The organism is Salinisphaera sp. T5B8, from assembly GCF_040361255.1.
Lineage (GTDB): Bacteria > Pseudomonadota > Gammaproteobacteria > Nevskiales > Salinisphaeraceae > Salinisphaera.
Genome location: NZ_APNG01000003.1, coordinates 96,982 through 117,283, shown reverse-complemented (window position 1 = coordinate 117,283; position 20,302 = coordinate 96,982). Strand labels below are relative to the sequence as shown.

16 protein-coding genes and 2 pseudogenes are annotated in these 20,302 nt (G+C 58.9%); 6 read left to right on the top strand and 12 right to left on the bottom strand.

Annotation, left to right across the window (positions count from 1 at the left end; all coding sequences use genetic code 11):
• Window positions 1-4: 4 nt before the first annotated feature.
• The 3 genes from T5B8_RS03780 to T5B8_RS03770 are packed head-to-tail and all read left to right on the top strand — an operon-like array spanning window position 5 to window position 5,170.
• Window positions 5-595, top strand: coding sequence for a DUF4194 domain-containing protein (locus T5B8_RS03780; RefSeq protein WP_353176359.1), 591 nt, complete (start codon window positions 5-7; stop codon window positions 593-595).
• Complete coding sequence (locus T5B8_RS03775) at window positions 579-3,968, top strand: ATP-binding protein (RefSeq protein WP_353176357.1); 3,390 nt, start codon at window positions 579-581, stop codon at window positions 3,966-3,968. The genes T5B8_RS03780 and T5B8_RS03775 overlap by 17 nt, the downstream gene beginning before the upstream one ends.
• Window positions 3,965-5,170, top strand: a complete 1,206-nt coding sequence (locus T5B8_RS03770) for a DUF3322 domain-containing protein (RefSeq protein WP_006914860.1) — start codon at window positions 3,965-3,967, stop codon at window positions 5,168-5,170. The genes T5B8_RS03775 and T5B8_RS03770 overlap by 4 nt, the downstream gene beginning before the upstream one ends.
• 74 nt (window positions 5,171-5,244) lie before the next feature.
• Here the strand turns inward: T5B8_RS03770 and T5B8_RS03765 are convergent, their stop codons facing one another.
• The 4 genes from T5B8_RS03765 to T5B8_RS03750 form a co-directional block, all read right to left on the bottom strand.
• Window positions 5,245-5,391, bottom strand: a complete 147-nt coding sequence (locus T5B8_RS03765) for a hypothetical protein (RefSeq protein WP_006914859.1) — start codon at window positions 5,389-5,391, stop codon at window positions 5,245-5,247.
• Window positions 5,392-5,524: 133 nt separating this feature from the next.
• A complete protein-coding gene (locus T5B8_RS03760; protein WP_353176354.1) occupies window positions 5,525-7,456 on the bottom strand; it encodes a RecQ family ATP-dependent DNA helicase in 1,932 nt (643 codons plus the stop codon).
• A gap of 358 nt (window positions 7,457-7,814) precedes the next feature.
• Window positions 7,815-9,263: a phospholipase effector Tle1 domain-containing protein gene (locus tag T5B8_RS03755; protein WP_353176352.1), complete on the bottom strand. Its 1,449-nt coding sequence runs from the start codon at window positions 9,261-9,263 to the stop codon at window positions 7,815-7,817.
• 669 nt (window positions 9,264-9,932) lie between these two features.
• Entirely contained in the window at window positions 9,933-10,781 is an 849-nt protein-coding gene (locus tag T5B8_RS03750; RefSeq protein ID WP_353176350.1) for a transposase, read from the bottom strand.
• 103 nt (window positions 10,782-10,884) lie between these two features.
• Between T5B8_RS03750 and T5B8_RS03745 the strand changes: the two genes are divergently transcribed.
• Window positions 10,885-12,042: a cobalamin-independent methionine synthase II family protein gene (locus T5B8_RS03745; protein WP_353176348.1), complete on the top strand. Its 1,158-nt coding sequence runs from the start codon at window positions 10,885-10,887 to the stop codon at window positions 12,040-12,042.
• Between the two features lie 310 nt (window positions 12,043-12,352).
• Window positions 12,353-12,580: a hypothetical protein gene (locus T5B8_RS03740; RefSeq protein ID WP_353176346.1), complete on the top strand. Its 228-nt coding sequence runs from the start codon at window positions 12,353-12,355 to the stop codon at window positions 12,578-12,580.
• Between the two features lie 272 nt (window positions 12,581-12,852).
• On the opposite strand, the gene T5B8_RS03735 is transcribed toward T5B8_RS03740, so the two are convergent.
• Together T5B8_RS03735 and T5B8_RS03730 are read right to left on the bottom strand one after the other, a co-directional pair.
• The gene (locus T5B8_RS03735) at window positions 12,853-13,701 is read right to left on the bottom strand and encodes an REP-associated tyrosine transposase (RefSeq protein ID WP_353176344.1); all 849 of its coding nucleotides are present in this window, start codon (window positions 13,699-13,701) and stop codon (window positions 12,853-12,855) included.
• A 38-nt stretch (window positions 13,702-13,739) separates the two neighbouring features.
• Window positions 13,740-14,534 carry a nuclease-related domain-containing protein gene (locus tag T5B8_RS03730; RefSeq protein WP_353176342.1) on the bottom strand — a complete coding sequence of 265 codons (795 nt, stop codon included), beginning with the start codon at window positions 14,532-14,534 and terminating at the stop codon, window positions 13,740-13,742.
• A 204-nt stretch (window positions 14,535-14,738) separates the two neighbouring features.
• On the opposite strand from T5B8_RS03730, the pseudogene T5B8_RS19980 reads away from it, so the two are divergent.
• Window positions 14,739-14,870: pseudogene (locus T5B8_RS19980) on the top strand (IS3-like element IS407 family transposase); the annotation flags it as partial.
• Window positions 14,871-15,257: 387 nt separating this feature from the next.
• Here the strand turns inward: T5B8_RS19980 and T5B8_RS03720 are convergent.
• From T5B8_RS03720 to T5B8_RS03695, 6 genes and pseudogenes are all read right to left on the bottom strand, one after another.
• Entirely contained in the window at window positions 15,258-17,459 is a 2,202-nt protein-coding gene (locus T5B8_RS03720; protein WP_353176340.1) for a P-loop NTPase, read from the bottom strand.
• A 203-nt stretch (window positions 17,460-17,662) separates the two neighbouring features.
• Window positions 17,663-18,367, bottom strand: a complete 705-nt coding sequence (locus T5B8_RS03715; RefSeq protein WP_353176338.1) for an SIR2 family protein — start codon at window positions 18,365-18,367, stop codon at window positions 17,663-17,665.
• A gap of 50 nt (window positions 18,368-18,417) precedes the next feature.
• Window positions 18,418-18,498: pseudogene (locus T5B8_RS03710) on the bottom strand (hypothetical protein); the annotation flags it as partial.
• Window positions 18,499-18,532: 34 nt separating this feature from the next.
• Window positions 18,533-18,835: a hypothetical protein gene (locus tag T5B8_RS03705; RefSeq protein ID WP_353176336.1), complete on the bottom strand. Its 303-nt coding sequence runs from the start codon at window positions 18,833-18,835 to the stop codon at window positions 18,533-18,535.
• On the bottom strand, window positions 18,807-19,088 hold the full coding sequence (locus T5B8_RS03700) for a BrnT family toxin (protein WP_353176334.1): 282 nt from the start codon (window positions 19,086-19,088) through the stop codon (window positions 18,807-18,809). Before T5B8_RS03700 ends, T5B8_RS03705 begins: the two co-directional genes overlap by 29 nt.
• Window positions 19,089-19,094: 6 nt before the next feature.
• Window positions 19,095-20,297, bottom strand: coding sequence for a ribonucleotide-diphosphate reductase subunit beta (locus T5B8_RS03695; RefSeq protein WP_353176332.1), 1,203 nt, complete (start codon window positions 20,295-20,297; stop codon window positions 19,095-19,097).
• Window positions 20,298-20,302 lie beyond the last annotated feature (5 nt).

Here is a 20,302-nt window from a genome sequence, read left to right as displayed (position 1 = left end):
TTGCATGAGTGAAAGTGATATCGATACCGCGTCCGATCTGTCGCCCCTGTTGATTCACCTGCTCAAGGGGGTGCTCTATCGCGACCAACAGGAGGCGCTGTGGCAGGCGCTGCTGACGCTGCAAAGCCGGGTACGCGATTACGTCGCGGTGCTGGGCCTGGAACTGGTGCTGGACGAGGCTGAAGGCTACGCGTACCTGCGTCAGGTGGAGCGCGGCGAGGACGAGCAGAGCCCGCCGAGGCTGGTGCCACGACGGCAGCTCTCCTACCCGGTCAGCCTGTTACTGGCGCTGTTGCGCAAGAAACTTGCCGAGCATGACGCCAGCGGCGGCGATCCGCGTCTGATTATGACCCAGGCGCAGATCGTGGAACTGGTGCGGCTGTTCCTGCCGGACACCGCCAACGAGGCGAAGCTCGTGGATCGCGTACAGAGCGACATCAACAAGGTGATCGAGCTGGGCTTTTTGCGCCGGCTGCGCGGTCAGAGCGATCGCTACGAGGTGCGCCGCATCCTGCAGTCGTTCGTCGACGCCCAGTGGCTGGGCGAGTTCGAACAGCGCCTCCAGGAATATCGGGAGCATGCCGATGCACAATGAGACGCTGGGATTGGATTTCGCGGATTCCAACGAGCAGGCCGGCTTTCGCCTACAACGGCTGGAGGTGTTCAACTGGGGCACCTTCGACCGCCAGGTTTGGGCGCTGGATCCGCGGGGCGACAACAGCCTACTCACCGGCGATATCGGCTCGGGCAAGTCCACCCTGGTGGACGCGGTTACCACCCTGCTGGTGCCGGCGCAGCGAATTACCTACAACAAGGCCGCCGGTGCCGAGAGCAAGGAGCGCTCGCTGCGCTCTTACGTTCTAGGCTACTACAAGGCCGAGCGCGGTGAGGCCGGGCTCTCTGCCAAGGCCGTGGCACTGCGCGATCACAACAGCTACTCGGTGATTCTCGGCCACTTCCACAATGCCGGTTACGATCAGGACGTGACGCTGGCCCAGGTGTTCTGGATCAAGGACAGCGCCGGCCAGCCGGAGCGTTTCTACGTGGTAGCCGACCGCGCACTCACCCTGGCCGGTGACTTCGCCGATTTCGGCAGCGATATCGCCGACCTGAAAAAGCGTTTGAGAAAACAAACCGGCGTCGAAGTGTTCGACGCTTTCCCCGCTTACGGCGCCGCCTTTCGCCGCCGTTTTGGAATCGACAATGAACAGGCCATGGAGCTGTTCAACCAGACCGTCTCCATGAAGTCGGTGGATAACATCACCCGCTTCGTGCGCGATCATATGCTGGAGCCGTTCCCGGTGGGCGAGCGCATCGAAGCGTTGATCCGCCACTTCGACGATCTCAACCGCGCCCACGAGGCGGTGCTCAAGGCGCGCCTGCGCATCGAGATGCTCGAACCACTGGTAGCCGATCTGGACCGTCACGACGAGCGTGAACGGCAGGTGGCGGACCTGCGGCAAAGCCGCGAGGCATTGCGGCCCTGGTACGCCAGTTTGAAAATGGATTTGCTGGACAAGCGCTTGGAGAATCTGGCCGTCGAAGCGCAACGCTTGGCCCAGCGACGCACCGCGCTGGAAAACCGGCGCCGCGACCAGCAGGCGCGCCGCGACGAGCTGCGCCAGTCCATCGCCGACAACGGCGGCGACCGGCTGCAACGATTGAAAACGGAGATACAGGACTGTCAGCGGCAAAAACAGCAGCGCCAGCACAAGGCGCAACAATACCGCGAACTGACCCGGGCGCTGTCGCTGCCCGACGCCGATACGCTTGATATCTTCGTCGACAACCGCCGCCAGCGCGAAAAGCGCCAGGAAGCGTTGCAAGAGCAGCGAGCACGGCTGCAGAACCACATCAACGAAGCCGGCGCCAACCTGCACGCCTTGAATGCTCAGCACGGCGAGTTGGAAACGGAGCTCGCCTCACTGCGCCAACGGCGCTCCAATATCCCCGGTCGGGTACTGGCGATTCGCGAGGCATTGTGCGAGTCGCTGCAACTCGACGAAGACGATGTTCCCTTCGTCGGCGAGCTGCTACAGGTGCCCGCCGAGGAACGCGACTGGGAAGGTGCCATCGAGCGTCTGCTGCACAATTTCGGTCTTTCACTGTTGGTGCCGGACGCCTTGTACGAGCGGGTCGCCGATTGGGTCGACCGCACACATCTGCGCGGCCGGCTGGTGTACTTCCGGGTGCGCGAATCGCGTGGCGAGGTGTCATCGGCGGCGCCGGAGTCGCTGGCGCACAAGCTGCGCATCCTGCCGGACAGCGCTTTTTACCCGTGGCTGGAGCGGGAATTGGTACGGCGTTTCGATTACGTCTGTTGCGAGGATATGGCCCGCTTCCGTCGGGAGCAGCGCGCCATCACCCGCACCGGGCAAATCAAGGCGCCGGGTGGGCGCCACGAGAAAGACGACCGTCATCGCATCGACGACGCCAGCCGCTACGTGCTGGGATGGGACAACCAGGCCAAGATTCGTGCCCTGGAAGCGGAGGCCGAATCCCTGGCCCGGCGCGGTCGGGAGCTCGCCAAGCACATCCAGGGCTGGGAAAACGAGCGCAAGGGCTTGGAAGATGCCCTGGGCATGCTGGGCCAACTGGCCATGTTCGGCGACTTCGAGGAGCTGGATTGGAAGCCGTTAGCTCGGCAACTGGAGCAGTTGGAAAACGAGCGCCTGGCTCTGGAGGCCGCCAACGATCTACTGCGGGAGCTGGAAAGCCAGCTCAAGACACTCGAAGGCAGTCTCAACGAAACCGAGGAGGCGCGGTCAGCCCTGGGCCAGGACGAAGGCGCCAACCGCACCAAGACCGAAACCGCCACCGCCCAGCGCGAGGAAAGCGCCGCCCTGCTCGCCGAAGCCGACGAGGCCCAGCGCGCCTGCTTCGAGACCCTCGCGGGCTACCGCGAAGAAGCGCTGGCCGGGCGCACGCTGACAGTGGAATCCTGCGACAACCAGCAAAGCGAACTGCGCGACTGGCTGCAAAAGCAGATCGACCAGCATGACAAGCAGCTCAAGGCACTGAGCGAGCGCATCGTCAGCGCCATGCAGCGCCACCAGCACGCATTCCCGCTGGAAAGCCGCGAGGTGGATGCCACCCTGGCCGCCGGCGGCGAATACCGCGCCATGCTGGACGCGTTGCAGCGCGACGACCTGCCGCGCTTCGAACGCCGTTTCAAGGAGCTGCTCAACGAGAACACCATCCGCGAGGTGGCAGCGTTTCAGGGCCAACTACACAAGGAACGCCAGGCGATCCGCGAGCGTATCGCCATCATCAACCGTTCGCTCAAAGGCATCGACTACAACCCGGGCCGCTACATCACCCTGCTGGCGGAACCCACCGGCGACCAGGAAGTACGCGACTTCCAGCAGGAGTTGCGTGCCTGTACCGAGGGCGCCCTCAGCGGCAACGAGGAAGAACAGTACACCGAGCAGAAATTCCTGCAGGTGAAACGCATCATCGAACGCTTCCGCGGCCGCGAGGGCACCGGCGAGCTGGACAAGCGCTGGACCCAGAAAGTAACCGACGTGCGCAACTGGTTCGTGTTTTCCGCCTCGGAACGCTGGCGCGAGGACGACCGCGAATACGAGCACTATTCCGATTCCGGCGGCAAATCCGGCGGCCAGAAGGAGAAGCTGGCCTACACCGTGCTCGCCGCCAGTCTCGCCTACCAGTTCGGCCTGGAATGGGGCGAGCAGCGCTCACGCTCATTCCGCTTCGTGGTCATCGACGAGGCCTTCGGCCGCGGTTCCGACGAATCCGCCCGCTACGGGCTGGAGCTGTTCAAGCGGTTAAATCTGCAACTCTTGATCGTCACCCCGCTGCAGAAGATTCACATCATCGAGCCCTATGTGCACAGCGTCGGTTTCGTGCACAACCGCGAGGGCCGCGAATCTCTGTTGCGCAATCTCAGCATTGAGGAGTACCAGGCGGAAAAAACCGCCCGTGAACGGATTCGTATGCAGCCATGAACTGGACGTCACCGGCCGACCTGAAACAGCAGCTGGACAAGTACTGGCGGCGCGGCGACATCCTGCGCGCGCGCCTGGACGGCGATGCGCTGTTCCCCGTGACTCTGCGACTGCGCAAGCCCAGCGCCCGGGATCTCACCGAACGCTTCGCGGATGTCGCCGACTGGGTGCGCACCCTGCGCGAGGGCGCGAAAGACAGCAAAGGCTTTGGCTACACGGTGCACTGGCGACAGCGCCGCCACCGGGTGCAGGGCGCCAACGACTTGCCCGACGTCATCACCGTGGATACGGAAGACGACGCCCTGCGCTGGCTCGGCCATCGTGACGATGCGGCACGCTTTACCCGCCTCGCCGAGCGCACCCTGACGCCCTTCCCCGCCTTGCGCGACTGGCTGCGTCAGCGCCCGCTGCGTGCGCTCGAACACGCGCCACACTGGGACGACCTGCTCGCCGTGCTGGCCTGGTTCCAGGCCCATCCGCGACCCGGCGTCTACCTGCGCGAACTGGACATCCCGGGCATTCACACCAAGTTCATCGAGACCCATCGCGGCCTGCTCGCCGAACTGCTCGACGCCGTCCTGCCAGCCGGCGCTATCGATACAGGTGCCACCGGGGTCCGCGGCTTCAACCGCCGCTACGGGTTACGCGACAAGCCGCCGCGATTGCGTTTGCGGCTGCTGGACGAGCGGCTGGCGATTCAGGGGCTCACCGACCTGGCGCTGCCGGTGGCGCAGCTCGCCCGCCTGGACGTGGGGGCGAATACCGTCTTCATCACCGAAAACGAAATCAACGGCCTGGCGTTTCCGGCATTCCCCAACGCGCTGGTGATCTTCGGCCTGGGCTATCGGGTCGAGGCGCTGCGCCGTCTCCCCTGGCTGGCTGACAAACGCCTCTACTACTGGGGCGATATCGACACCCACGGCTTCGCCATCCTGAACCGCTTCCGTCGCGCTTTTCCGCACGCCCGCTCACTGCTGATGGACCAGGCCACGCTCGAGGCGCACCGACCGGTCTGGGGCCAGGAGGCTGCGGACAAGCGCTTCACCGGGCTACTGGACCACCTGACGGAAGACGAAGCCGCGCTGTTCCAGGCACTCCGCGACGATCACCGTGCGCCCGCGCTACGCCTGGAGCAGGAGCATATCGCCCAGCGCTGGTTGCTGGAGGCACTGGCTCACATCGACGACCTCTACGAACGCTGAGCGGGCGCCAGCCTTGGCGCTGCCCGGCCAAGATGAGACGCCCAGCCCCCGCCGCCCAAAGGCGGCGCGCTGTTTCAGGAGCCCACCTCGAGCTTTAAATCGCGTAGCGAGAGATCCAGCTGTCCGAACAGCGTGCGGGCATTGTTGGAGCAGCCGCCGCTAGCGCCCATGAGCGGTTCCTCGTCCACCGCCGCCAGCACCATCCGCGAGAGCCAACGCATAACGCATCAGGTCGAGCAGAGGTGCCGCCAGGATCTGGCTGATAATACGAGTGGGAAGTGAGTGTCCCCTCCCGGGATCAAACCGTCGGCGAACGCCGCCGCGAAGTCCTCGTCTAGTGCCTATTAGTCATGTTCACGCTGTCGGCGGTGCAGAATCCTGAGCGTGCTTTTCCACTGCCGCGAACGGTACATCAGCCAGGCGGCCAAACAGGGTATGGCGCGTAAGTTTCGCCTTGGATAGCGACGGCGATGAAACGCCACACAAAAAGCGCGCCACGACACGTGCCGGGCCCAATACATTCGGGTGTTGTCGTCGCAGCGTCTCCATCTCGGCCCACACGGCCGGATCGATCTCGGTTTTGCGACGGGCCGGGATGCGCACCGGTTTGCCATCATTCAAGCACCAGGAGCAGTGGCCGCAGGGCTCGCGCTGTTCGCCGAAGTGCGCACTCAAGGCCGCCACTTGGCAGCCATCCGCTTCGATGAGCGCAAGCACTTGCTGCAAGCGCGCCAACTCGCTCTCCTCGCGGCGTAGCGCGTGCTCGTAAAGTTTGGCGGCCAATGCCTTCACGCTGTCGGGGCGCTGCAGAATCCGGTAGCGATGACGCACGCCGGCCGCGGTGACTTCCAGCATATGCTGCTCGCCCAGATAATCCAGCGCCGCGACGATGCGCTCGCGCGGCTGGCCCATCTCGGCGACCGCGCTATCCACATCCAGGTCAAACCAGGTCCGCGCCTTGCGCGCCCGGCGTAGCAGCTCGGCCAGGAACTGCCGGCGGGCCCCCTGGAAACGGGCCAGTATTTCCTCGGACGTCATCTTCGGCCGGAATCGGTAACTGGCGTAAAACGGCGTGCCGCCCTTCAGGTACCCCTGCAATTCCAGATAAGTCAGCAGCGTGCGCGCGACCAGTTCACGCAGATCATGCGTGCGGGATAGCGCCGACAGGCTGATGTCGAATTCCTCTTCCTGCGCGAATAGGTCGTGCAGGAAAGAATCGATCGCCGCTGCCGTGGGCGTATCGCCATAGACGAAATTTTCCAACGTGTTCTGGTCGTCGGCGCAAGCCAACATCTCGCACACAGCATTCTTGCCGTCGCGCCCGGCTCGGCCGATTTCTTGTGCGTAGTTTTCCAGGCTCTTGGGCAAGTTGTAGTGATAGACGTAGCGGATATTAGCCTTGTCGATGCCCATGCCGAACGCGATCGTCGCCACCACAATGCCGTCGCTCGAACGCACGAACCATTCCTGCACCACGCTGCGCTTCTCGCTGTCCATCCCGGCGTGGTAGGCCCGTGCTGGATGGCCCGCATCGGCCAGCTGCTTCGCCACCTGCTCTGCGGTCCGCTGAAGGGTTACATAAACGATCGTCGGCCCCGCCGACCGCTCATTCAGACGCGCCAGCAGATCATGGTCGCGCTGTTCCACGGTGGTCGGCGCGAACAGCAGCGTCAGATTGGGACGATAAAAAGCTGTACGCACGGCACAGCCAGCCCCGATATCGAGCACCCGGCAAATGTCGTCCAGCACGGCCGGCGTGGCGGTCGCGGTCAGCGCCAACAGGCGCTCGGCCTTGGCCGCCTTGGCGAAACCCACCAGCTTGAGATAGTCGGGGCGGAAATTGTGCCCCCATTCCGAGATGCAATGCGCCTCGTCCACCGCAAACAGCGATACGCGTAATTGGCTCAGCGTTTGCCGAAAGCGTTCGTTGTTGAAACGCTCTGGCGCCACATACAAAAGACGCAACTCGCCCGAGCGCAGGCGATCCATCACAGCACGGTAACCCTCGGCATCGAGGCTCGAATCCAGCCGCTGTGCAGCGATGCCACGGGCGCGCAACGCATCGATCTGATCCTTCATCAACGCGATCAACGGCGACACCACTAACGTGATACCCGGCAACGCCAATGCCGGCAGTTGATAGCACAGCGATTTACCGCCGCCGGTAGGAAATACCGCCGCCGCAGAACGGCCAGCCAACAAGTGCTCGATCACTTCACGCTGGCCGGGTTGAAAACGCTCGTAACCGAAATACGCCTTGAGTAGGCGATCAGGCTGGTCGTCCATGGTGCCCCCAACAATTCAAATCAAACCCTTGGCCGCGGGCTCACGATACTACGGGCGAATCAGACTGTTTATCGTGCCAGTGCCCACCACGTCGTGGCCGCCCGAATGAGGCGTAACGGGCGAGCCATGGCTGCCTTGTTTCGCGGTTTGAGGTTGCGTTCAACCGCGGCTATGCACGATGCATGACCTGTCCTATCGCCTTGCCAGTGTTCGAAAACGGGCACGCTATGAGGTAAGCCGGGCTAGCCTCTTATGAGTAGGCGTAGCCCATGCCAACTCGTGAATTAAATATATAGTCCCCGGATCACGCAAATGCCGCGTCCCAGATCACCGCGTCACGAGCGGACCACCTATCAAGTCACGGCGTGTAGAAAGAGCCGACTCGATGGTGGGTTTTAAGGTTCGGCGGTCGATATGGCTTCATCTCGTCAAGAAACGGCACGTGGGCGTATTTGAATCGTTCGACGACGGAAGGATGTAGCGTCGCGGCGTCGTTCGGTTCTCGAGGCCCGTGACCCCAGGTCATCCAACCCGGCGTTATCTTCCGCAGCCAATCCGGCAATGCCAGACGAAAGCGCTTTCGCTCGTCATGTTGCAGTCCGCTCGAGTCGGGCCAGGTCTGCAACAGATCGCTTCGAATGATCACGTCCGGCAATGCCTTCTTCAACTCCTCGACCATCCAGGCCAAGGGAATATCCGACAACCGAGATTCGGCTTCCGGATAACCCCCGCCGATATCCGAATGGTTGCCGGCGAACCAGATCTGTCGCATCCACGCGTCATTACCCTGCTCGTTATTCCATTCGATGTCTTCGCTTCTTCCCCAGGGCACCCGCGGAAACCGTTTGCGGTTCTCATCAATCGACAAGGCATGACGCAAGAAGCCGACCTCGCGATCGACGTATTCGTCGTAGTTCGAGCCATTCCAGTTCGCGAAATGACCGGCACGGATCGCCGCCGGCCAATGCAACGGATTCCAGAGATGAATCCGGCGCTCGGGGTCCTCGAAGAAATACTTGAACTGACCAGCCCAGACACGGGCCGCTCGATAGAGCATGAATACAGCCAGCAATGTGGTACCCATGCACGCCCAGAGCCACCCTTGATAAGCGGTGTATGCGACGAGCGCCACGAGAGACAGGGCAATGGCCGAGACAATCAGCGAGGCCGTGCGTGTCGTCAGCGATGCGACCGTATCGAACACGCCGATGAAATCAGGTTGCACGTTGCCCTGTGACTCGCCGTCCGCTCCTATTCCTTCGCAGGCATATTTCTTACGAAAACGAAGCGCTTTCTTCTCGCGCTGGTATTCATAACGATCGCGTTTCTTACCCGCCCCGTGGTTATAGACATAACGTACGGCATCGGTCGCGATCTTACGTAGGTGTGGGCCGTGGCGCGGCACCGGATGGCCATCCCCATCTTCACGGGGTACGCCACAGAGATTCATCACGTTCGCCAACGAACGCACGGTATAAGCACCCCGGCTGAAACCGAACAAACTAATCCGATCGCCTGGCTCATAGTTCGCAATGATCGCGACATAACAATCGATGATGTTTTCATCGATGCCGGTGCCCAGAGCGGCCGAAAACCGGTTATGTATGCGTTGCCGGAACCCACCGCCCGCGGCAGCCGCCCCAAGCCCCGGGTCATAGAACGCATACTGAACGCCCGGATCGATAGGCGACGTCGGCCCCGGCCGCATCGCCCGATACAGCTTGTAGACGTTGCTCAGCGTCTGGTCCGGCCGCAGCCCGCCCATCTGGCCGGTGCCATCCGAAAAGATCAGAATATGTTTGGCCACGGCCGCCTCGTCGTGTTGGGTCCGAGCGGTCGATACTGTCGCCTGCACGGTACGGGATTCAATCGATCAACGGGCTAAGCCGGCGTCTATCCGTACAAGCCGCTGATTGTGAAATCGTTATCGTTTCGGCGATCGGCGCTTTTTATCGCCGGTAACGAATATATGTCCGCAAACGGAGACAGACGACCGCGCCGGCACATGGCCCGACGCAAAGCGACGTTCGGCTCACGGCCGAACCTTCGATGCCACAGCCCGACCGACTGGCCCAGGGCGTTTGACCCCGCTAGCGCACCTACCGAAGGGAAAATAAGGGCAGACCGCCTTTTCCGGCGTAACGCCGCAAATGACGAAAACTGCCGCCCTTTTCAGAGCGATCTGGCGGCAAATTCGTGGTCTGCCCCTATTACTCGCTGGTCAGTCCAAGAACGTTTGAAAACTAACAGTAGACGAGCCGAGCCAAGCGAACCGTTGATGAATGGGCATCGCTCATGCCAACGCGTTAATTGAATATACTATTCCCGGATCCGTACATCACTTGATTCGCTAATCTCACACGAGTTGCAGTGCAAGACTTGGTATCGTAAAAAGCGCGGGACGCCCAAGTTCTAGGCGCTTCCAGCTTCTAGGTATTTGACGCCGCTGTCGGGAAATCTTCGACAACGCGCTCGTCTACGACACGCGTTCAGCTGCCCTAACGATGCGGCTCACCGTCGAATAATGCACGCCGAAATACGCGCCGACCTCGGCCATGCTGTAACCGCCGGAGCCGTAAGCCGCCACGATCGCTTCGTCACGCGTATTGCTCTGTGCAGCATAGTCAGCCAACGGCTTGGCACGACCAGCACGCTGGGCACGCGGCACTTCGCTAAGCGATCGGTTGGACTGCTCGATTTTTGAACGCATCCGATCGACGAACGCGTCATCGCCCAGCAGCACTTGATTGGCGAGCGCCGCCCACGGCGCAGGCTGACCGTGCCCCTCGCTCACGAAGCGACGATAGGCGAGCTGCGATTCTTTAAGCCAATCGCCAAACGCCGACAGAATCCAATCGGTGGTCAGTAAACGCGGCACCCTCGCACGCCCCGCCGTTGCGCGATAACTGCTCCACGGCCAGTCGCCGGCACTGCGCACCATCTGTGCCCGCACCGGATTAAGCACGACATAGCGCGCCACTTCCAGCAGATACGATTCCTTCTGTACGAGAATCGCCTTGTAGCGTCCCTGGAACAGATGCCCCACGCGGCCATGCCGGCGGTTGCTGTACTGCGTATACACCCCGTTCAACTGCCGCATGCCTTTCGACAAATTGCCGTCGGGCGTTTCGATGAGCAAATGATAGTGATTGGTCATCTCGCAGTAGGCGTGCACCAACCAATTGAAGCGGTCGGCCACGGCCGCGAGCACATCCAGAAACGCCTGACGGTCTTCATCGTCTTCGTAGATCGCTTCCTGGCGATCGCCGCGTGCGGTGACGTGATAGTGCGCGCCGGCGAATTCGAGGCGTAGTGGGCGGGCCATGGCGGATCAACTGTTGCGGTTTGATGTTGAGTTTAACCGCGCCTATGCACAATGCAAGACCTGACCCCATTACTGCTCCATGCAACACAGCCGCGATCGAATCTTGACTACCCATACCGGCAGCCTGCCGCGTCCGCGCGAGCTGTCGGAACTGCTGGTCAAGCAGGAAAAAGGCAAGCCGGTCGACGCCAATGCCTTGGCACGCCATATCGACGACGGCGTGGCCCGGGCGGTCAAGGGTCAGATCGATGCCGGACTGGATGTCATCAACGACGGCGAAGCGCCGCGCGTCGGTTTTTCCACTTACGTGGTCGAACGCATGAGCGGCTTCGGCGGCGAGCAGCGGCGCAAGACCGTGCTCGATATGCAGCGCTTTCCCGGCTATGCCGACCATATGGCGCGCCAGATCGGCGTGGCCGAGGATCTGGCCCGGGTGTGGGATACGGCCGAAGCCCAGCAGGCCGTCCACTACGAGGACTCGCTGGCGGGTGTCACCGCCGAGCTGGATGCCTTCGAGCGCGGCCTGGCCAATCATCCGAAACCGGCCGAAACCTTCATGACGGCGGCGTCCCCCGGCGTGGTGACCACCACCATGCTGCGCGGCGAGCACAACCCGGCGTATCGCACCGATCGCGACTACGTGCTCGCCGTCGCTAAAGAGATGAAAAAGGAATACGACGCCATCGTCGCCTGCGGCCACCTGCTGCAGCTCGATGCACCGGACCTGGCCATGGAACGCGTGGTGATGTTTGGCGACGCGCCGCTCGGCACCTTCCTCGAACGCGTCGAACTGCATGTAGAAGCGATCAACCTCGCGCTGGCGGACATCCCGCCCGAGAAGGTGCGCCTGCACGTGTGCTGGGGCAACTGGCAGGGCCCGCACCAGGACGACGTGCCGGTCGACGAATTGTTGCCGATTCTCTATCGCGCCAACGTGGGCGCGTTGAGCATCCCGCTCGGCAATCCCCGCCACGAACACGAAACCGTCGCCTTCAAGCAGCATCCGCTACCGGCGGGCATGCTGCTGCTGCCGGGCGTGATCGACGTAACCACCAACTACCTCGAACACCCGCAGGTCGTCGCCAACCGTATCTGTGCTGCGGTGGACGCCGTGGGCGATCGCGAGCGCGTCATCGCCGGCACGGACTGTGGTTTCGGCACCTTCGCCAGCTATGAATTCGTGGCACCGGATGTGGCCTGGGCCAAGCTCGGCTCGCTGACCGAAGGCGCCGCGATCGCTTCGAAGCGTATCTGGGGCTGAGGGCCGGCGGCGCTCCGCCAGCCAAGGTAGTCGTGTAAACACGCCACCTTAACGACGTAGCGAACCGCGTGTTGCCGCGCAGGCTGCCCGTCGGTTCGGGCGGCCAACATAGCAGTAGCGCCCAGGCCGACCACCGGCAGCAATATCGCGACGTAGATGACTGCGAAATAGGTCGAAGTGACCTCGTCCTTTCGGCGTGCAGGGGCTTGGGCCACAACGGCCCATGTGTAGCGCATGGCATTTTGAAATGCAGTTTGGCTACTTACTGGCACGAGATGATCGACCGAGACGAAGCAGGTATCATCGATTCATGTCGAAAAGCGAGCGCGTTCGCGAACAGATTGCGTATCTCAAGTTCTGGCTCGGGATACTTGCGGCATTGACGATCAGCCTGGTCGGCTGGCTACTGAGCCATTTTGATGTGGCCCCATGGCCTGTGTTGGTCGGCGGTGTCGTGGCGTTGGTATCTTTTGCAGCAGGAATTCGCGGATTACACCAGCAAATCGAACGCCGCATCGATCAACTCGAGGATTTATAGCGATGGACATTTTCATGGGCTTGCTCGTTATCGCGGTTGGCGGCTTTTTCAGCTATATGGCTATCTCCGCTTCGCGCCACGATTAATCATTTGTCAGAACACGATCCGTCCCTGCCCACGCGCTAGGCATCGCCACCCCTTAATGCGCTGATCTCGCACCAGGTGCCTGGAAGACTTCCTATCGTAAAAAACGCGACACGCCCAAGTGCTAGCCGCTTGCAGCTGCTACGTACTTGAAGCCTCTATTGGGAAATCCTCGACAACTCGTTCAGTTACGATACGCGTTCAGCTGCACGAACGACGCGGCTCACCGTCGAATAATGCACGCCGAAATACGCCCCAATCTCGGCCATGCTGTAACCACCGGATCTGAAGGCCGCAACGATCGCATCGTTCCGCGTATAGCTCTGGGCAGCATAGTCAGCCAAGGGCTTGGCACGACCGAGGCGCTGTGCACGTGGCACCTCGGCTAGCGTTCGGTTCGATTGTTCGAGCTTGGAACGCATGTCTTCAACGAACGCATCGTCGCCCAACAGCACCTGGTTGGCTAAATCAGCCCACGGCGCCGGCTGACCACGCCCCTCACTTACAAACCCTCGATAGGCAAGCTGCGATTCTTTTAGACGATCGCCAAACGCTGACAGAATCCAATCCGTCGTCAAAAAACGTGGCACGCCCGCACGCCCCGCAGTGGCGCGATAACTGCTCCACGGCCAGTCGCCCGCACTGCGTACCATCTGAGCCCGAACCGGGTTGAGCACGATATAACGCGCCACTTCCAGCAAATACGATTCCTTCTGCACGAGAATCGCCTTATAACGCCCCTGAAACAGATGGCCCACACGGCCATGTCGGCGGTTGCTGTACTGCGTATACACCCCATTCAGCTGCCGCATACCCTTCGACAGATTGCCGTCCGGCGTTTCGATCAGCAGGTGATAGTGGTTAGTCATCTCGCAGTAGGCGTGCACCAGCCAGTTGAAGCGATCAGCCACATCGGCAAGCACACCGAGAAACGCCTCACGATCTTCATCGTCCTCGTAGATCGCTTCCTTGCGATCGCCGCGGGCGGTGACGTGATAGAGCGCGCCGGCGAATTCCAAGCGTAGCGGTCGGGCCATCCGTGAATGCTCCTTAGGCGTTCATGCAAGCTAGAGGCCTACCGAACCACCTGCTTGTCCTTAGCTACGTCACGACATAACGCGTCGAGCTGATGCGCGATTCGTTGAATCATCGACGAATCTAAAGGCCTCGCGCGCGAGCCGCGGATCATCTTCCCGAATTCGATTGGGTTAACAACACGAATATCCGATTTTCCGGACCGGTTGACGTACCACCCTGGTAACGCCACTACGGGCTGCACGGCTACCGCCTCTCCTATAGCTGACGTAAGTTGGCGGCTAAGCCATTCCGCGTTCCGTTGCGCCTGTTTAAGCGGAGCGGCGGTCCGATAACCGGCGAAGTCGATCTGCCGCCCGTCAAAATCCGCGCGCCAATACTCTTCTTTCTCGACGCCTTGGCTTTTAACCCGTGCCTTGGTCTCGATCGCGAAAACGCCCGCGGGCCCAACGGCTACGTGATCGATATTGAAACGCCCGCCATCAAGATCATGAAAAATATCGTAGCCATGGGCATAAAGCTGATTAAGTTGTTCGCCTGTCGCAAGCTCGCCTTCCCAACCCAATCGCTTGCGGCGGATGAGCGCAAGTAGCCGAATGAAGCGGCCCGCCTCAACGCATCCCCAACCGAAAGCACCAGCGATGCCGACTAATATCCCGACCCAGCCCGGCACCCCGAAAATACCAAGCGCTATGGGTGCAACCACCGTGATCGTGGTACCGATTACGACCGCAAAGAACATCCTCGATACGGCTTCCATCTGAAGCTCGGGGATCTGAACAGAAAGAGAATAGCCAGGCGGCCGACGCAGACCGCGCGTAAAAGGATGCTTCAATCCTCGCTGTCTTATCGTTCGTTCCGTATATCGGTCTCTAACCCAAGCCGCTACAAGCATGGGCGCGAACGCCACTAACGGCACCAACCCAAAGAGAAACGCGTAGGGATTCATAACTGCGCCGGTCAGTTTGCTCTTGCATCCAAGTTAACAGGCCGGCACTCAAAATGCACAATGCAAGACCTGACCCCGGCGCTCCGCGTGAGCCTCGCTCACGCCACTACGATCATCCGAGGCTGGCATCGGGAGTACAACGAAGAACGACCGAAGAAAGAACTCAGCGGGCTGACGCCCGCTGACTACGCTGCGCAAATGGCCGCAGAGGCGGCCATTTAAACCCTGGGACTCTGGATCGAAACGCTACTGAAACCGGGGTATGGTCGGACGGGCCATAGCGGGCTTACTGTTGCGGGTTGACGCTGAGTTTAACCACCCAGATGCACGATGCAAGACCTGACCCCGCCACTCGCTATGACCCCGCCACTCGCTATGACCCCGCCACTCGCTATGACCCCGCCACTCGCTAGACCCCGCCACTCGCTATGCCAGCGGCTCCATCAGACGCTGGGGTATCGAACACCGCTAGAAGTGGAAGAGTCGCATCAAGCTGTGGCTTGATGTACTTGTCCGTGGGAGCCGGGCTAGCTCAACCTGACCCCGGCGCTCCGCCGGCTGCTTGCTAGATCGGGCTGCTACTCAATAGCAGGGGATGGTCGTTGACAGCTAATTTGCTCGGACTTCGGTCGCGACAGGACCTCTAAAACTAAATCCAAGATAACAACTGACTTCGTTTCCAACTCTGAGTTTACCCCACTGATCACCGCTAAATTGTGTGTAATGAGCGAAAACCGACTCTTGAATGGTTTCCAGTTGAATAAAACAGAAGCCATCCTCTAGCCGCGAAATATGACCGACAAAACTCTCGAGCTCGCCCGAATAATTCCTAGCGAAACCTTGCACGCGATTTCGGACAGCCGGCGGAACGCGTGCCTTTTCTAGCTTTTGAAACAATTCTTTTGCACGCGAGCGATCATCATAGAGAAAGTAATGGCGAGCACACCAGAATTGCGCTGCATAATTAGTATCACCTTCGGAGAAACTTGCCCGCAGGTGACGTATGACGGCTTTATTGTCAGGCTGCTTAGTGCGAATTAGCTGCCTCGCGTATTCGTAGCGCGCGCGCTTATCGGCTGGATTTCTTTCAATGCATTGAGCCAAAGTTGATAATGCGTCAGCTGGTACGCCAGCTTTGACTTGAGCTTTAGCAAGCCTGACAGCTATCAAACCATCGCCCGGACTGTGCGCAAACGCATTTTCTAAAGCAGTTATAAATCTTGGTTCTTGCTCTAGCAATTGAGCGAAAGACGCTTCTAAAGTGAGCATGTGGGAGTCTGCCGGAAATTTACTGTGGCCGTCGCTAACCACTTTTTCCAACTGCTTCGATAACGAGGCCACGGCCCGATCAACAAGCGCCGAATTCGGGTCTTCTACCTTTATCAGCGCTTCACGAAGCTCGTCAATTAAAAGTTGACCAATGGAGTGTAATGCATGTGACGTATGAGACGTCTTCGCTTGGCGCTCTAATATCCTTCTCGCCTCCTGTCTAAAAGCATCTTTTCCTAATCCTTCCGAGGCGTTTAGCGCCTTCTTTCGGAGGACGAGAGCTTTTGTATGAAGTATCGAAAACTGCGACCCTGAACCAGCGCTTAAAGCGCGCTCGATAGCTGATAAAGCGGCATCCAAATTCCCGGCGACATGGTTCAGTTCAAAAACTGCTCGCTGGTGCTCAACGTGGGAAAGATTAGCAGAGCTGTCCATAGCGGCTGAAAATATCCGGTCAGCGAATTGGCGATCAGAGAAAAGCGTCGCTAAGTGTTTCCCGCGTATCATCTGCTCAAACGCGCGCGAATCTGATTCGTAGTCCACGTTCATAAAACTGATGACTCGTTCGATTTGCGTCGCCCGATCGGCTTGAGTCTCAAATAAATTCTTGAATATCACATCCGCTATAACCGGGTGACGCGACCTATAAGCGTAATCTCTCGATGACGAATCAAAGTATGTGGAGACAAGATGCTCCAGCGGCTTGAAAAAATCCTTCTCAAACCTCTCAATCGATATACCCGAGATTCTCGAAAGCAAGCCAGCCCTAAGACCGACATCAAAACGGTGCAAAGTACAAACATCCAAATAGAGAGCTTTAGCACCTTCTGGACGAACATTTCTGAATTCGTCTAAGACGATATCTTCGAACGGGCGACCCATTGTAGCTTCGTGCAGCGCCACTAAAAGCTGGTACTCTGCAGTAAGCACAAAGAATTCTCTACGCTTTTCGTCCGGCACGTCTTTCAAGTGCCCAAGACAGTCATGTTCTTCGAGCTTCGCCAATAGCTCGGAGACCTCAGACGGATTAAGGTCTCTTAACTCGTACTCGTTATCAACCAGCGATTCAAGCTCGCCACTCCCGATATTCCATTCGTTGGTCCGGGCGGCCATCACAACTGTCACTGGGAGCTTTTCGGTTCTCGCTGCTTTCGATACTGCTGCAATATCGGTGCTACGCCTCATCGCATCATCGAATACGTAGGTGACACGCTGTTTGGTCAAATCATAGAGCTCTCTGGCTACATCACGCGTCAAGCGCCCTTCAGCTGGTACGTAAATAACTAACTGATTAAGCTTTTGGGAGAGCTCCCAAGCAAACCTTTTCAAGGTGACTGATTTCCCGCTTCCAGCGTGTCCCTTTAGAAGAAAGACCCTAGAGTCCTGGTCCCCCGCTTGTTGGAGGAGGATATTAATCAGAATATCCTCTGTAATTCTCCTCTTTATGTCTAAGTTACCTGCAATGGCGCTCCAATTATTGCCTTGACCCGCATAAAAGTCAGCCGGAATAATTCCGACGGCCGCCATATCAGCGTCGACCAACACCAAATTATTCGCCAGTTCAGCTTCAAGCTGTGCCGAAGGCGTACCGGCTACAACCCATCGATTTAGCGAACCTTGAGTGTTTGTTAAAAGACTAGCTAGCAGACGCTGCTCCCGGGGTATTTCAGTGTCTAAATATGCGATAAATTCTGAAAATTTAGCAGTTACCGGGGTGACGCGACGTGATTGCCAATAACTTTCTTCTATTTCGTCAAGATCAGGGGTACGTAGATGTATTGTTTTCTTTCTACAGATGAATCACCAATGTCGAATAGTATTTGTTGTATGTGCGGGTCAGCGATGTCGTAACCGCAAAAAACTATGGTGTAGTCTTTCGCCCATTCATTGAGATGAGTAAACAGCCGCTCTCTATATTTCTTATATTTAGCGTACTCTTCCTCCGCGAGAATGAGTGGAAGCCGTTCGTCGTTGGCCACGCTTATGCAGCCGTGCAGCTTTAGATAAGGCAACGCTCTGGGATTTCGGACTATCTCCGAAAAATTTTCGCCTCCTCTCACGATAGGGAACAGGTCTTGGACAGGCTTGGGTGTGGAATTTTGATATGCCCGTTCTATTACCAAATCGTAGTTGGTCGTGACAATTCCTTTCCAGGGAAAGCTTGCAACTTTTTTATGAAATTCTGAAGGTCGAAGCGCGGAAAACTTCGCTGCGACAAAGTTTTGAACATCTAATAGACTGCTCTCATTTTTTGCGAGCTCAGCGACTTTTGCGAGGCTTTTATTCTTTAGTCTGCCGCCCAGAAATTCGTCACATATCTGGTCTTTCAGAGCATCGCCAGATAACGGGCTTTCCCCAGTGCTTGAAGTAGCTCCAAAAGTGGAGCCAGCACCTAGAAATAAGACGGCTTCGCCACGTTTGATTCGCTCTAACAGCCACGGTTTTAACATCAATATATCAAAGCCTAAAAAAAGCGGGCTAATGCCCGCTTTAAAATTTTCTAGTCCCAGCTCAACGCCCCACCCGACTGATACTCAATCACCCGAGTCTCAAAAAAGTTCTTCTCCTTCTTCAGATCCATCGTGATTCGGCGTCAGGTCTTGCATCGTGCATAACTAGGACTTGGACTCAACAGAATGGACCAGCTCAATATCTTTCTTAAGCATTTCGTTCGCCAAATCACGCAACGGAATGCCTAGCGTGGCCGCACGCTCCCTGAGAAACGCTGTCACTTCGGAATCGAGATACAACGGCACATTATCAGCCGCTCCGGGCCGAAAGAATTTGCCGCGCTCGGCACGGCTCCAGTCTCTCACCTCGGGAATATCCGACGTATCGATATCGTCGTCCGACATGGCGGCCAATCGATTAAGTGCTCGGTCGCCAGGATTAGGCTTGTTGGTATTGCTTTCGCTCATGGCGTGTTGCGCGTCGCGCTGAGATGATGCGAATGACCTCATCATCTTGCCCCTCACGAACGGTGTGGGCAACCAGAATAAGCGCAACGCCGGCGACTTCGCCCATCGTCTGCCAGCGTTGCTCGCCGTCGACCACACGTTCGGGTTGGCTTAGGACGAGTGGGTCTTCAAAAACGCGACAGGCGGTTTCGAAGCTGAGGCCATGTTTACGCCGGTTGGCGTTGTTCTTGGCCTCGTCCCACTCGAATCGCATCGCTGCTTAGTCCCAGCTAAGCGCCCCACCCGACTGATACTCAATCACCCGAGTCTCGAAGAAGTTCTTTTCCTTCTTGAGGTCCATCATCTCGCTCATCCACGGGAACGGGTTTTCCGCGCCGGGGTATAGCTCGGCCAGGCCGATCTGCGAGCAGCGGCGGTTGGCGATGAACTTCATGTATTCGTCGAACATGCTGGCGTTCAGGCCGAGCACGCCGCGGGGCATCGTGTCGTGGGCGTATTCGATTTCCAGGTGCATGGCTTCGTCGATCATGCGACGGGCTTCGTCCTGGAATTCCTGCGTCCAGAGGTTCGGGTTTTCGATCTTGATCTGGTTGATCACGTCGATGCCGAAGTTCAGGTGCATGGACTCGTCGCGCATGATGTATTGCATCTGCTCGGCGGTGCCGGTCATCTTGTTGCGACGTCCGAAGCTCAGATACTGCACGAAGCCGGCATAGAACCAGATGCCTTCGAAGATCACGTAGAAGGCGATCAGGTCACGCAGGAAAATCTGGTCGTTTTCGTGGGTGCCGGTCTGGAAGTTGGGGTCGTTCAGGCTCTGGGTGTACTGCATGGCCCAGGCGGCCTTGTTGTGCACGCTGGGCAGCTCGCGGTACATGTTGAAGATCTCGCCCTCGTCGAGGTTGAGGCTTTCCACGATGTACTGGAAGGTGTGCCCGTGCACGGCTTCCTCGAAGGCCTGGCGCAGCAGGTACTGGCGGCATTCGGGGTTGGTGAGGTGCTTGTAGACACCCAGCACGATGTTGTTGGCGACCAGCGATTCGCTGGAGGCAAAGAAGCCGAAGCCGCGCTTCAAGATAAGACGCTCGTCTTCGGTGAGGGCGTCCGGGTCCTGCCACATGGCGATGTCGGCGGACATGCTCACTTCCTGCGGCATCCAGTGGTTGGCGCAGGCGTTGAGGTACTTCTCCCAGGCCCAGGTGTACTTGAAGGGTACGAGCTGGTTGACGTCGGCGCGGCAGTTGATGATGCGCTTTTCATCGACGGAGACACGGCCGGCGCCGAGTTCGACCTGTTCCAGGCCGGTAACGGCTTCGGCGTGCTCGCCTTCATGGCTGGCCGGCGCTTCTTCCTTGTCCAGCGCGTACGGATCGGGCGCGTTGCCGGCCGGGTTCGGGTTGGCCGTGCTGCCCGGCTTGTGCTCGGGCGTGCCTTGGCGGGGAGTGTCTTCGAAGTCGAGCATGGTGG

Coding starts and splice junctions, on each gene's coding strand:
- T5B8_RS03760 (WP_353176354.1), bottom strand. CDS start 7,456: ATGGACGACCAGCCTGATCGCCTACTCAAGGCGTATTTCGGTTACGAG.
- T5B8_RS03735 (WP_353176344.1), bottom strand. CDS start 13,701: ATGGCCCGACCGCTACGCTTGGAATTCGCCGGCGCGCTCTATCACGTC.
- T5B8_RS03740 (WP_353176346.1), top strand. CDS start 12,353: ATGTCGAAAAGCGAGCGCGTTCGCGAACAGATTGCGTATCTCAAGTTC.
- T5B8_RS03700 (WP_353176334.1), bottom strand. CDS start 19,088: ATGCGATTCGAGTGGGACGAGGCCAAGAACAACGCCAACCGGCGTAAA.
- T5B8_RS03750 (WP_353176350.1), bottom strand. CDS start 10,781: ATGGCCCGCCCACTACGCCTCGAATTCGCCGGCGCGCACTATCACGTC.
- T5B8_RS03695 (WP_353176332.1), bottom strand. CDS start 20,297: ATGCTCGACTTCGAAGACACTCCCCGCCAAGGCACGCCCGAGCACAAG.
- T5B8_RS03775 (WP_353176357.1), top strand. CDS start 579: ATGCCGATGCACAATGAGACGCTGGGATTGGATTTCGCGGATTCCAAC.
- T5B8_RS03705 (WP_353176336.1), bottom strand. CDS start 18,835: ATGAGCGAAAGCAATACCAACAAGCCTAATCCTGGCGACCGAGCACTT.
- T5B8_RS03770 (WP_006914860.1), top strand. CDS start 3,965: ATGAACTGGACGTCACCGGCCGACCTGAAACAGCAGCTGGACAAGTAC.
- T5B8_RS03715 (WP_353176338.1), bottom strand. CDS start 18,367: ATGTTAAAACCGTGGCTGTTAGAGCGAATCAAACGTGGCGAAGCCGTC.
- T5B8_RS03765 (WP_006914859.1), bottom strand. CDS start 5,391: ATGCGTTGGCTCTCGCGGATGGTGCTGGCGGCGGTGGACGAGGAACCG.
- T5B8_RS03780 (WP_353176359.1), top strand. CDS start 5: ATGAGTGAAAGTGATATCGATACCGCGTCCGATCTGTCGCCCCTGTTG.